General features: G+C 67.9%; 9 protein-coding genes. 7 read left to right on the top strand and 2 right to left on the bottom strand.

The window, feature by feature from the left end:
- The coding region (locus FFS27_RS18080) for a heavy metal sensor histidine kinase (RefSeq protein ID WP_137952125.1) at positions 1-1,304 on the bottom strand (1,304 nt) is incomplete at its 3' end.
- The gene (locus FFS27_RS18085; RefSeq protein ID WP_003089900.1) at positions 1,301-1,975 is read right to left on the bottom strand and encodes a heavy metal response regulator transcription factor; all 675 of its coding nucleotides are present in this window, start codon (positions 1,973-1,975) and stop codon (positions 1,301-1,303) included. The genes FFS27_RS18080 and FFS27_RS18085, both read right to left, overlap by 4 nt.
- Before the next feature lie 511 nt (positions 1,976-2,486).
- Here FFS27_RS18085 and FFS27_RS18090 point away from each other — a divergent pair.
- The 7 genes from FFS27_RS18090 to benC all read left to right on the top strand — a co-directional run bounded on the left by FFS27_RS18090 (position 2,487) and on the right by benC (position 12,622).
- The gene (locus FFS27_RS18090) at positions 2,487-3,773 is read left to right on the top strand and encodes a TolC family protein (RefSeq protein ID WP_003113317.1); all 1,287 of its coding nucleotides are present in this window, start codon (positions 2,487-2,489) and stop codon (positions 3,771-3,773) included.
- A 52-nt stretch (positions 3,774-3,825) separates the two neighbouring features.
- Entirely contained in the window at positions 3,826-5,280 is a 1,455-nt protein-coding gene (locus FFS27_RS18095) for an efflux RND transporter periplasmic adaptor subunit (RefSeq protein WP_003109532.1), read from the top strand.
- A gap of 22 nt (positions 5,281-5,302) precedes the next feature.
- Positions 5,303-8,458: an efflux RND transporter permease subunit gene (locus tag FFS27_RS18100; protein WP_023101211.1), complete on the top strand. Its 3,156-nt coding sequence runs from the start codon at positions 5,303-5,305 to the stop codon at positions 8,456-8,458.
- A gap of 206 nt (positions 8,459-8,664) precedes the next feature.
- On the top strand, positions 8,665-9,621 hold the full coding sequence (locus FFS27_RS18105; protein ID WP_003109534.1) for an AraC family transcriptional regulator: 957 nt from the start codon (positions 8,665-8,667) through the stop codon (positions 9,619-9,621).
- A 116-nt stretch (positions 9,622-9,737) separates the two neighbouring features.
- Positions 9,738-11,105, top strand: a complete 1,368-nt coding sequence (gene benA, locus FFS27_RS18110; protein WP_003109535.1) for a benzoate 1,2-dioxygenase large subunit — start codon at positions 9,738-9,740, stop codon at positions 11,103-11,105.
- Complete coding sequence (gene benB / locus FFS27_RS18115) at positions 11,102-11,590, top strand: benzoate 1,2-dioxygenase small subunit (RefSeq protein WP_003120077.1); 489 nt, start codon at positions 11,102-11,104, stop codon at positions 11,588-11,590. The genes benA and benB overlap by 4 nt, the downstream gene beginning before the upstream one ends.
- Positions 11,591-11,623: 33 nt before the next feature.
- Positions 11,624-12,622 (top strand): benzoate 1,2-dioxygenase electron transfer component BenC, encoded by a 999-nt coding sequence (gene benC / locus FFS27_RS18120; protein WP_137952126.1) that lies wholly within the window; start codon positions 11,624-11,626, stop codon positions 12,620-12,622.
- Positions 12,623-12,639 lie beyond the last annotated feature (17 nt).

A 12,639-nucleotide genomic window follows, 5' to 3' on the forward strand; every position in this document is an offset into this window, starting at 1 on the left:
CCCAGGCCGGTGCCGGCCTGGGCTCCAGTCTGGCGTCCGGCGCGGCGGTAGAAGCGCTCGAACAGGTGCGGCAGGTACTCCGGCGGGATGCCCGGGCCGTCGTTGCTGACCCTCACCTCGGTGTGCCCCGCGCGCTCCCCGATCCGCACGTCGATGCGCCCGCCTTGCGGGGTGTGGCGCACGGCGTTGGACACCAGGTTGGAAATGGCGCGCTGGATCATCAGGTTGTCGCCGTGGGCGAAGCCGCTGCCGGACAGGCGCAGTTCGACGCCCTTGTCCTCGGCGACCATCTCGTACAGGTCGATGACCTTGGCCGCCTGCTCGTGCAGGGCGACGCAGCCGAACTGGGCCTGGATCGCCGGGTTGTCCACCTGCACCAGGAACAGCATGTCGGTGACGATCCGCGACAGCCGCTCCAGTTCCTCGGCATTGGACTCCAGGGCTTCGCGGTATGCCGCGCTGTCGCGATGCTGGCTGAGCAGCACCTGGTTGCGCACCAGCAGGTTGCAGATCGGCGCGCGCAGTTCGTGGGCCAGGTCGTCGGAGAACTGCGAGAGCTGGCGTACGCCATCCTCGAGGCGGCCGAGCATGTGGTTGAAGCTGCGGGCCAGGCTGTCCAGCTCGCGCGGCAGGTTCTGCTCGGGGATGCGGTAGGAGAGATCCTGCGGGCTGACCTGGGCGGCCACCCGGCGGAAGCGGTTCAACGGTTCGAGGCCGGCACGCACCACCCACCAGGCGGCCAGGGCGATCAATGGCAGGAGGAAGGGCAGGGCCAGCAGGGTGGCGCGGAGGAAACCGTCGAGCAGGCGCTCGTCGGCGTTGCGCTCGCTGCTCAGCAACACCTGTACCGGGGTGCCGTTCTTCATGCGCATGGAAGCGCCGATGCTCAGCAGGCGCTGGTCGTTGCCGGTGCTCCAGCTCTGGAACACCGGCTGGCGGGCGTCCGCCTGCAAGCGGGCGAGAAGCGCGCGGTTGGCCGCGACGCTGGCCGCGGCCTGGTCGCCGAAGCTCATCAGCGGCTGGCCGCTGCGGCTGTCGAGAATGCTCAGGTGCAGGCCGCTGTGGGCCACCAGTTGGTCCTGCAGGGCATGCGCCTGTACGGCCGGGTCGCTGCGCAGGTCGAGATCGTCTTCCAGGCTGTGGCGGATCTGCTCCAGCTTCAATTGCAGGTTTTCCCGCTCGCGGGCTTCCAGCTCGCGGCCGAGGTTCCAGTGCGCCATCGCGCCGAGCGCCAGGGCCAGCAGCGCGCCGAGGGCGCCGACCAGCAGGGCCAGGCGCAGCGACAGTCGGCCTGGTGGCGTCATCGGCGCGCTTCCAGGACGTAGCCGACGCCGCGAATGGTATGGATCAGCTTGAGGTCGAAGCCGTCGTCGATCTTCGCCCGCAGGCGGCAGATGGCGACTTCCACCACGTTGGAGTCGTTGTCGAAGTTCATGTCCCAGATCAGCGAGATGATCTGCGTCCGGGTGATGACGTCGCCGTTGCGCCGCATCAGCAGGTGCAGCAGGGCGAACTCCTTGGTCGTCAGGTTGATCCGCACCCGGCCGCGGAAGGCCCGGTGGCGGCTGGCGTCCAGCTCCAGGTCGGCGACCCGCAGGACGTCCTGCATCGGTGCCTGGTCGTGGCGGCGCAGCAGCGAGCGGACCCGCGCCAGCAGTTCGGGGAACTGGAACGGCTTGACCATGAAGTCGTCGGCGCCGAGATCGAGGCCGCGCACCTTGTCGGTCAGCCTGCCATGCCCGGTGAGCATCATCACCCGCGCGCTGCTGCGTTCGCGCAGGCGGCGGAGCAGGTCCCAGCCGTCGATGCCGGGCAGGTTGACGTCGAGGATCACCAGTTCGTAAGGGTGTTGCAAGGCCATGTGCAGGCCGTCGATGCCATCGTTGGCGCGGTCGACGATGTAGCCGCTTTCGGTCAGGCCCTGGTGCAGGTAGTCGGCAGTCTTGACTTCATCTTCGATAATAAGGATGCGCATGTTCGCCCCTATATAAAGTATGGATTCATTTGCAAGTAAATGTTTAAGTGCATTGCTATAAAGTTACATTGCGGGCGTTGCCTGGATAGAGTCCTGGAAATGTAATTTCATATCGTTGCGCTGCTTCGATGATAATTATCGAATGACCGGGTAGTTCTCCCGGGAGTCCGCCTGAAAACTTTGGAAATGTCCGCGGCGCAAGCACCGCTGGGCGTGAGGGGCAATGCCTTTTGTAAGCGCATGTTGCTTTGTCCCTATGTTTCATCCAACTATTGCCAGTCTCTTCGAAGGTTGCCGAAGTGTAACCGCTAATTGTCCGTGGAGAATATTCATTACCGACTTGTAATTCTTCCGTCACCTTGCCGATAAGCCCCGCTACCTAACATCTGCCGCATCCCGGAAGTGCAACTTCGAATATCGCCGGCGAGATATCGCCGATGAACGGTTGCGTGGTTCCGGGCCGGTAATGGATCGCCGTCGCCGACGACGATCAGCAGACGAGGAGCGGAACATGCCGATACTTCGGCCACTGGCCAGCGCGGGGAAACGCGCCTGCTGGCTACTGATGGGACTCTGCCTGGGCCTGCCGGCCCTGGCGAACGAGGCGCCGGTGAGTTTCAACGGCACTTCGATCAGCCTCGAGCAGGCGTTGGAGCGGGCCCTGCGGAGCAACCCCGAGCTGGCGGCGGTGGGGCGCGAGACCGAGATCGCCAGCGGCGCGCGGCAGCAGGCCGGGCTGATCCCCAACCCGGATCTGTCCTGGAGCGTCGAGGACACCCGCCAGGGCAATCGCCAGACCAGCGTCAGCATCGCCCAGCCGCTGGAGCTGGGCGGCAAGCGCGGTGCGCGGGTGGAGGTGGCGAAACGCGGCAGCGAGATCGCCTGGACCCAACTGGAAGTCCGTCGCGCCGAACTGCGCGCCCAGGTCCGCGGCGCCTACTACGCGGCGCTGACCGCGCAGGAGCGGGTGCGCCTGGCGAAGACCTCCCTGGACCTGGCCAGGCGCGCTCTGCAGGCCGCCGACCGACGGGTCAAGGCCGGCAGCATCTCCTCGGTGGAGCGGGTTCGCGCCCAGGTCCTGGCGGACAACGCCCAGCTCGACCTGAGCCAGGCGGAGCTGGAGCAGCAGCGCACCTATGTGCAGCTGTCGAGCACCTGGGACGAGCCGCAGCCAGGCTTCGCCAGGGTCGGCGGCGCGCTCGACGCGGTGCCGGCGAGCATCACCCGTGGCGCCTTGCTGCGCCATCTCGACGAGTCGCCGACTCTGCGCCTGGCGGCCCAGGAGGTAGCGCGCGGCGAGGCCCAGGTCGACCTGGAGAAGCGCCAGCGCATCCCCAACCTGACGGTCAGCATCGGCAGCAAGTACGACCAGACCGCCCGCGACGGACGTGGCGAACGGGTCAACCTGATCGGCCTGTCGATGCCGCTGCCGCTGTTCGACCGCAACCAGGGCAACATCTACGCCGCCCAGAGCCGCGCCGACCAGGCCCGCGACCTACAGCGCGCGACCCTGCTGCGCCTGCGCAGCGAAGCGGTACAGGCCTACGACCAGTTGCGCACCTCGGAACAGGAGCTGGCGCTGGTCCGTCGCGACCTGCTGCCCGGCGCACAGAGCGCGCTGGACTCGATGACCCGCGGCTTCGAGATGGGCAAGTTCAACTTCCTCGACGTGCTCGACGCCCAGCGCACCCTGGTCGGCGTCCGTGCCCAGTACGTGCGCGCGCTGGACGCCGCGGCGCAGGCGCGGGTGAGCATGGAGCGCCTGCTCGGCGAAGACATCGGCCACCTCGGCCAGTGAGATTTCCGGGGCGGGCCGCCGGCGCGCCCCCCGAACGGTTCGGGAGAACAGAATGGGCAAGAAGACGATTATCGCGGTGACCGCACTGGCACTGCTCGGCCTGGGCGGCGGCGCCTACCTGGAGCTGGGCGGCAAGGCGCCGGCCGGCGCCGGCGAAGCGGCCGCTGAGGGCGAGGGCAGCGGGCCGCGCGGCGGCATGTTGTTGCGCCAGGGCGACCTGACCCTGGAACTGCTGGTGCCGGAGGACGGCAGCCCGCTCAAGGCCTGGGTCGAGCGCGGCGGCAAGGCGCTGGCGCCGCAGGAGGTGGTCCTCGGCGCGGACGTCGAGCGTGCCACCGGCGAGGTCGAGGACCTGCTGTTCAAGGCCAGCGGCGATGGCCTGGTGGCCAATGCCGGGATCGCCGAGCCGCATGCCTTCACCGCGCGCCTCAAGCTGATGGCCGGCAAGCAGGGCTACGACTTCGCCTTCACCCGCGAGGAGGGCAAGCTGGAGCTGGATGCCGAGCAGATCGAGGCCGCCGGCATCACCCTCGATACGGCGCGGACGATCAGCCTGGCCCAGGTGGTCTCGCTGCCCGGCGAGATCCGCTTCAACGAGGACCGCACCGCGCATATCGTCCCGCGCCTGCCGGGGATCGTCGACAGCGTGCCGGCCAACCTTGGCCAGGCGGTGAAGCAGGGCGAGCTGCTGGCGGTGATCAGCAGCCCGCAGTTGTCCGACCAGCGCAGCGAATTCGCCGCCGCCCAGCGCCGCCTGAGCCTGGCGCAGAGCACCTACAAGCGCGAGCAGCAGCTGTGGAAGGAGGGCATCTCCGCCGAGCAGGAATTCCTGCTCGCCCGCCAGGGTTTGCAGGAAGCCGAGATCGCGCTGAACAACGCGCGGGCGAAGATCGCCGCGCTCGGCGGCAATCCCAGCCTGCAGGGCGGCAACCGCTACGAGCTGCGCGCGCCGTTCGCCGGGGTGCTGGTGGAAAAGCACTTGACCCAGGGCGAGCCGGTGGACGGCACCGCCAACGTCTTCACCCTGTCCGACCTGTCCTCGGTCTGGGCCACCTTCAACGTGCCCGCGCAACTGCTCGGCCAGGTCCGCGTCGGCAGCAAGGTCAAGGTGCTCGCCCAGGCGCTGGATAGCGAGGTGGAGGGCACCGTGTCCTACATCGGCGACCTGCTCGGCGAGCAGACCCGCGCGGCCACCGCCCGGGTCACCCTGAGCAACCCCGAGAGCACCTGGCGCCCGGGCCTGTTCGTTTCCGTGCAGGTGGCCGAGGCGACCCGCAAGGAAGTCCTGACGGTCGCCGACGGCGCGGTGCAGAACGTCGACGGCGAGGACGTGGTGTTCGTCCGCGTGGCCGACGGCTTCGTGGTCCAGCCGGTCAAGCTGGGCATCAGCGACGGCCAGCGCGTCGAGGTCCTCGAGGGCCTGCGCGCCGGCAGCCAGGTCGCCGCCAGCGGCAGCTTCATCCTCAAATCCGAACTGGGCAAGGGCTCGGCGGAACACGGTCACTGAGTCCCGCTCCAGGAGTCTTCGCATGTTCGAACGCATCATCCAATTCGCCATCGAGCAACGCTGGCTGGTCCTGCTGGCGGTGCTGGGGATGGCCGGGGTCGGCATTGGCAGCTACCAGAAGCTGTCCATCGACGCGGTCCCGGACATCACCAACGTCCAGGTGCAGATCAATACCGCCGCCCCCGGCTACTCGCCGCTGGAAGTGGAGCAGCGGATCACCTACCCGGTGGAGACCGTCATGGCCGGCCTGCCGGGTTTGCAGGAAACCCGTTCGCTGTCGCGGCCGGGGATTTCCCAGGTGACGGTGATCTTCGAGGAAGGCACCGACATCTACTTCGCCCGCCAGCAGGTCAACGAACGCCTGAGCACGGCGCGCGAGCAACTGCCGGAAGACATCTCGCCGACCCTCGGGCCGATCTCCACCGGTCTCGGCGAGATCTACCTGTGGACGGTAGAGGCCGAGGAGGGCGCGACCAAGGAGGACGGCAGCGCCTACACGCCCACCGACCTGCGCACCATCCAGGACTGGATCATCCGTCCGCAGTTGCGCAACGTGAAGGGCGTGGCCGAGATCAACACCATCGGCGGCTACGCCAAGCAATTCCTCATCGCCCCGGATCCGAAGAAGCTCGCGGCCTACAAGCTGACCCTCGGCGACCTGCAGAACGCCGTGCTGCGCAACAACGAGAACGTCGGCGCCGGCTACATCGAGCGGCGCGGCGAGCAGTTGCTGATCCGCGCGCCGGGCCAGGTCAAGGACATGGACGATATCCGCGGGATCATCGTTTCCAACGTCGACGGCGTGCCGATCCGTATCCGCGACGTCGCCGAGGTCGGCCTGGGCAAGGAGCTGCGCACCGGCGCGGCCACCGAGAACGGCCGCGAAGTGGTGCTCGGCACGGTGTTCATGCTGATCGGCGAGAACAGCCGGGAAGTGGCCCAGGCGGTCGGCCAGCGCCTGGAGGAGATCAACCGGACCCTGCCCAAGGGAGTCAAGGCGATCACCGTCTACGACCGCACCACCCTGGTGGACAAGGCCGTGGCTACGGTGAAGAAGAACCTGGTGGAAGGCGCGGCGCTGGTGATCGCGGTGCTCTTCCTGTTCCTCGGCAACATCCGCGCGGCGCTGATCACCGCCACCATCATCCCGCTGTCGATGCTGTTCACCTTCACCGGGATGGTCGGCAACAGGGTCAGCGCCAACCTGATGAGCCTCGGCGCGCTGGACTTCGGCATCATCGTCGACGGCGCCGTGGTGATCGTCGAGAACGCCATCCGCCGCCTGGCCCACGCCCAGGCCCACCACGGCCGCCAGCTGACCCGCGCGGAACGTTTCCACGAGGTCTTCGCCGCGTCCAGGGAGGCGCGCCGGGCGCTGGTCTTCGGCCAGATCATCATCATGGTGGTGTACCTGCCGATCTTCGCCCTCACCGGGGTCGAGGGGAAGATGTTCCACCCGATGGCGTTCACCGTGGTCACCGCGCTGCTTGGCGCGATGATCCTCTCGGTGACCTTCGTCCCGGCGGCGATCGCGCTGTTCATCACCGGCAAGGTCAAGGAGGAGGAGAACTTCGTCATGCGCCGCGCGCGTCTGGCCTACGAACCGGCGCTGCGCTGGGTGCTCGGACACCGCGCGCTGGTGGTCGGCGGTGCCCTCGGCGCGATCCTGCTCACCGCGCTGGTGGCCTCGCGGATGGGCAGCGAGTTCATTCCCAGCCTCAGCGAGGGCGACTTCGCCATGCAGGGCCTGCGGGTGCCGGGCACCAGCCTGACCCAGTCGGTCGAGATGCAGCAGACCCTGGAGAAGAAGCTGATGGGCAAGTTCCCGGAGATCGAGCGGGTCTTCGCCCGCACCGGGACCGCCGAGATCGCCTCCGACCTGATGCCGCCGAACGCCTCCGACAGCTACGTGATGCTCAAGCCGCAGAGCCAGTGGCCGGACCCGAAGAAGTCGCGGGAGGCGCTGCTGGAAGAATTGCAGGCCGCGGCCCTTGAGGTGCCGGGCAGCGTCTACGAGTTCTCCCAGCCGATCCAGTTGCGCTTCAACGAACTGATCTCCGGGGTGCGCAGCGACGTCGCGGTGAAGGTCTTCGGCGACGACATGCAGGTGCTCAACGACACCGCGGAGAAGATCTCCAAGGTGCTGCAAGGCATCGACGGCGCCTCCGAGGTGAAGGTCGAGCAGACCACCGGCCTGCCGGTGCTGACGGTGGACATCGACCGCGACAAGGCGGCACGCTTCGGCCTCAATGTCGGCGACATCCAGGACACCGTGGCCACCGCTCTCGGCGGACGCAATGCCGGTACCCTGTTCGAGGGCGACCGCCGCTTCGACATCGTCATCCGCCTGCCGGAAACCCTGCGCGCCGACCTGCCGGCACTGTCCAACCTGCTGATCCCGCTGCCGCCGAACAACCTGGCGCGGATCGACTTCATCCCGCTGTCGGACGTGGCGCGCCTCGACCTCTCGCCGGGACCGAACCAGATCAGCCGGGAGAACGGCAAGCGGCGCATCGTGGTCAGCGCCAACGTGCGCGGTCGCGACATCGGCTCGTTCGTGCTGGAAGCGCAACAGAAGCTGCAGGACGGGGTGAAGATCCCGGCCGGCTACTGGACCACCTGGGGCGGCCAGTTCGAACAGTTGCAGTCCGCCGCCAAGCGCTTGCAGGTAGTGGTGCCGGTGGCGCTGCTGCTGGTGTTCACCTTGCTCTTCGCCATGTTCAACAACGTCAAGGACGGCCTGCTGGTGTTCACCGGCATCCCCTTCGCCCTCACCGGCGGGGTGCTGGCCCTGTGGCTGCGCGGGATACCGCTGTCGATCTCGGCGGCGGTGGGTTTCATCGCCCTGTCCGGGGTGGCGGTGCTCAACGGCCTGGTGATGATCTCCTTCATCCGCAACCTGTTGCAGGAAGGACGCAGCCTCGACCAGGCGGTGTGGGAGGGCGCCATCACCCGCCTGCGTCCGGTGCTGATGACCGCCCTGGTGGCGTCCCTCGGTTTCGTGCCGATGGCCCTGGCCACCGGCACCGGCGCCGAGGTGCAGCGGCCGCTGGCGACGGTGGTGATCGGCGGCATCCTGTCCTCGACCATGCTGACCCTGCTGGTGCTGCCGGTGCTCTATCGCTGGACCCACGGGCGCGACGCCGGTCCGCGCGAGGAGACGCCGGCGGCCGGCTGAAGCGGGCGCGCAAGCGGGCCGGCAGGGGAAACCCTGGCGGCCCTTTTTCGTTGGCCGTTGGACGGATTCCGTTCGATTACCGCACGCGATTGCCGGCCCGGATTGTCGCCGGCGGGGGGCTTGCGTAGTGTGGGTGGATGTTCCGCGCCCGGCGCTTGGCGCCGCGCGGCGATAACAACAACGATAGCAGCCTGAGTGTCCTGCCCATGAATGCCTCCTTGCTCAGCGAGCGCAGCCGGGTGTTCGAACGTGCCGACCCCTATGCGGTGTCCGGCTACGTCAACCGGCACGTTGGTACGCACTGCATACGCCTGCCGGCCGCCGGCAGGCCGCAAGCCAGCCTCGACCACCGCACCTTCGCCAGCCTCGACCTGTGCCGGATCAGCTACGGCGCGGCGGTACGGGTCACCTCGCCGGCGCTGGAGAGCATCTTCCACCTGCAGATCCTCCTGCGCGGCCACTGCCTGTGGCGCGGCGGCGGGCAGGAACACGCCCTGGCGCCGGGCGAGCTGTTGCTGATCAACCCGGACGATCCGGTCGACCTGACCTATTCGGCGGACTGCGAGAAATTCATCGTCAAGCTGCCCTGCGCGCTGCTCGAAGCGATCTGCGCCGAGCAGCGCTGGAGCCATCCGGCACGCGGCGTGCGTTTCCTCGAACATCGCTATCGCCTGGACCAGCTGGAAGGCTTCGTCGGCCTGCTCGCCCTGGTCTGCCGCGAGGCCGAGTCCGGCGAGCGGCTGGCGCGGGTCGACAGCCACTTCGAGCAGATCCTCGGCAGCAAGCTGCTGACCCTGCTGAAGACCAACGTCAGCCGCGAGGACCCCGGCGATGCGCAGGTCGTCTTCGCCCGCCTCGATGCCTACATCCGCCGCCATCTGCAGAGCGAGATCGAGGTCGCGGCGCTGGCCGAGCAGGCGCACATGAGCACTCGCTCGCTGTACGCGCTGTTCGAGCGCCAGCTTGGCGAGAGCCCTCGGCAATACATTCGCCGGCTGCGCCTGGAGCGCATCCGCGCCTGCCTGGAAGACCCCGGCTGCCGGGTACGCAACCTCACCGAACTGGCCCTGGACTTCGGTTTCGCCCACCTCGGCCGCTTCGCCGAGCAATATCGCCGGCAGTTCGGCGAGCTGCCTTCGGAAACCCTGCGCCGGCGCGCCTAGCGCCGACCGCCACGGCGTGCAGGAATCGGCCAGCGATCCGCAGGCAACGGATATCCCCAGCAGTACGCGCTACCTAACCTGACCGGGCCTGAACAATAACAACGGAGGCCCCGGCCATGTCCCTGGGTAGCGATTACTTGCGTTCTCTGCTCGAGGAAGACCCCGAGCGCGGCGTCTACCGCTGCAAGCGGGAGATGTTCACCGACCCACGCCTGTTCGAACTGGAGATGAAGCACATCTTCGAGGGCAACTGGGTCTATCTCGCCCACGAAAGCCAGGTTGCCGGAATCAACGACTACCTGACCACCCAGATCGGCCGCCAGTCGATCGTCATCGCGCGCAACCGCGACGGCCAGCTCAACGCCTTCATCAACGCCTGCAGCCACCGTGGCGCGATGCTCTGCCGGCACAAGAGCGGCAATCGCAGCAGCTATACCTGTCCGTTCCACGGCTGGACCTTCAACAACTCCGGCAAGCTGCTCAAGGTCAAGGACCCGGCCGAGGCCGGCTACCCGCAGGGCTTCAACTGCAAGGGCTCGCACGACCTGACCCGGGTGGCGCGCTTCGAGTCCTACCGTGGCTTCCTGTTCGGCAGCCTCAACCCCGATGTCAGGCCGCTGGCCGAGCACCTGGGCGAGTCGGCGAAGATCATCGACATGATCGTCGACCAGTCGCCGGAAGGCCTCGAAGTGCTGCGCGGCTCTTCCAGCTATGTCTACGAAGGCAACTGGAAGCTTACCGCCGAGAACGGCGCCGACGGCTACCACGTCAGTTCGGTGCACTGGAACTACGCGGCGACCCAGAGCCAGCGCCAGCAGCGCGACGCCGCGGACCAGCCGCGGACCATGAGCGCCGCCGGCTGGGCCCGGCAGGGCGGCGGCTTCTACTCGTTCGAGCATGGCCACATGCTGCTCTGGAGTCGCTGGGCCAACCCCGAGGACCGGCCGGCCTTCGAGCGCCGCGCCGAGCTTGCCCGCGACTTCGGCGAGGCCCGCGCCGACTGGATGATCGAGAACTCGCGCAACCTCTGCCTGTACCCCAACGTCTACCTGATGGACCAGTTCAGCTCGCAGATCCGCATCGCCCGGCCGCTGTCGGTGGACCGCACGGAAATCACCATCTACTGCATCGCGCCGAAAGGCGAGAGCGCCGAGGCGCGCGCCCGGCGCATCCGCCAGTACGAGGACTTCTTCAACGTCAGCGGCATGGCCACCCCGGACGACCTGGAGGAGTTCCGTTCCTGCCAGCAGGGCTACCAGGGCAGCGTGGTCGGCTGGAACGACCTGTCGCGCGGCGCCGAACACTGGATAGAGGGCGCCGACGCGGCGGCCGCGGCCATCGACCTGCGGCCGCGCCTGAGCGGCGTGCGCACCGAGGACGAAGGGCTGTTCGTATTGCAGCATCGCTACTGGCAGGAGGCGCTGCTCGCCGCCCTGGAGCGCGAACGGACGCAGCGCGTGGCGCTGCGGGAGGTGGCGTCATGAGCCTGGGCTACGACGCCCTGCGCGATTTCCTCTACCGCGAGGCGCGCTATCTCGACGACAAGGATTGGGACGCCTGGCTGGCGTTGTACGCCGCGGACGCCAGTTTCTGGATGCCGTCCTGGGACGACCGCGACCAGCTCACCGAGGACCCGCAGCGGGAAATCTCGCTGATCTGGTACGGCAACCGCGGCGGTCTGGAGGACCGGGTATTCCGCATCCGCACCGAGCGCTCCAGCGCGACCCTGCCGGACACCCGCACCTCGCACAACCTGAGCAACATCGAACTGCTCGGTGAGGACGACGGCATCTGCCGCGCGCGCTGCAACTGGCACACCCTGAGCTATCGCTACAAGACCGTGGACAGCTACTTCGGCACCACCTTCTACGACCTCGACGTACGCGGCGAGAGTCCGCTGATCAAGGCCAAGAAAGTGATCCTGAAGAACGACTACGTTCGCCAGCTGATCGACGTCTACCACGTCTGACGCCCGCGCCGGCGGGCTGTCGAGGGACATGCCATGAACCATCGGATCGCACTCAACTTCGAAGACGGGGTGACCCGCTTCATCCATGCCGCGCCCGGCGAGACCGTGGCCGACGCGGCCTACCGCCAGGGCATCAACATCCCCCTGGACTGCCGCGACGGCGCCTGCGGCACCTGCAAGTGCCTGGCCGAGGCCGGGCGCTATGCGCTGGGCCAGGACTACATCGACGATGCCCTCAGCGCCGAGGAAGCCGCCCGCGGCTACGTGCTGACCTGCCAGATGCGCGCCGAAAGCGACTGCGTGCTGCGCGTGCCGGCGTCCTCGACCCTGTGCAGGACCGGCCAGGCGCGCTACGAGGCGCGCATCAGCGAAGTCCGGCAACTGTCGCCGAGCACCATCGGCCTGTCGCTGCGCGGCGAGGCGCTGGCCAGCCTGGCGTTCCTGCCCGGGCAGTACGTCAACCTCCAGGTGCCCGGCAGCGAGCAGCGCCGCGCCTACTCCTTCAGCTCGCTGGCGAAGGACGGCGAGGTCAGCTTCCTGATCCGCAACGTCCCCGGTGGGCTGATGAGCGGCTTCCTCAGTGGCACGGCCAGGGCCGGCGACAGCCTGGCGATGGACGGCCCGCTGGGCAGTTTCTACCTGCGCGAAATTCACCGGCCACTGCTGATGCTGGCCGGCGGCACCGGCCTGGCGCCGTTCACCGCGATGCTCGAACGGATCGCCGAGCAGGGCAGCGCGCACCCGCTGCACCTGGTCTACGGGGTGACCCACGACGTCGACCTGGTCGGGCTCGAGCGCCTGGAGGCGTTCGCCGAACGGATTCCCGGCTTCACCTGGAGCGCCTGCGTGGCCAGCGCCGACAGCGACTATCCGCGCAAGGGCTACGTGACCGAGCACATCGCCGCGCAGCACCTGCACGAGGGCGACGTCGACATCTACCTGTGCGGGCCGCCGCCGATGGTCGAGGCGGTCGAGCGCTACCTGGAACATCTGCGGCTGTATCTGGAGAAGTTCACCGAAAGCGGCGACTGAAGCGCTCAGCCGAGGTC

The sequence above is a fragment of the Pseudomonas sp. 2VD genome, assembly GCF_005503585.1.
GTDB classification, from domain to species: domain Bacteria; phylum Pseudomonadota; class Gammaproteobacteria; order Pseudomonadales; family Pseudomonadaceae; genus Pseudomonas; species Pseudomonas aeruginosa.

Coding starts and splice junctions, on each gene's coding strand:
- FFS27_RS18085 (WP_003089900.1), bottom strand. CDS start 1,975: ATGCGCATCCTTATTATCGAAGATGAAGTCAAGACTGCCGACTACCTG.
- FFS27_RS18090 (WP_003113317.1), top strand. CDS start 2,487: ATGCCGATACTTCGGCCACTGGCCAGCGCGGGGAAACGCGCCTGCTGG.
- FFS27_RS18095 (WP_003109532.1), top strand. CDS start 3,826: ATGGGCAAGAAGACGATTATCGCGGTGACCGCACTGGCACTGCTCGGC.
- FFS27_RS18100 (WP_023101211.1), top strand. CDS start 5,303: ATGTTCGAACGCATCATCCAATTCGCCATCGAGCAACGCTGGCTGGTC.
- FFS27_RS18105 (WP_003109534.1), top strand. CDS start 8,665: ATGAATGCCTCCTTGCTCAGCGAGCGCAGCCGGGTGTTCGAACGTGCC.
- benA (WP_003109535.1), top strand. CDS start 9,738: ATGTCCCTGGGTAGCGATTACTTGCGTTCTCTGCTCGAGGAAGACCCC.
- benB (WP_003120077.1), top strand. CDS start 11,102: ATGAGCCTGGGCTACGACGCCCTGCGCGATTTCCTCTACCGCGAGGCG.
- benC (WP_137952126.1), top strand. CDS start 11,624: ATGAACCATCGGATCGCACTCAACTTCGAAGACGGGGTGACCCGCTTC.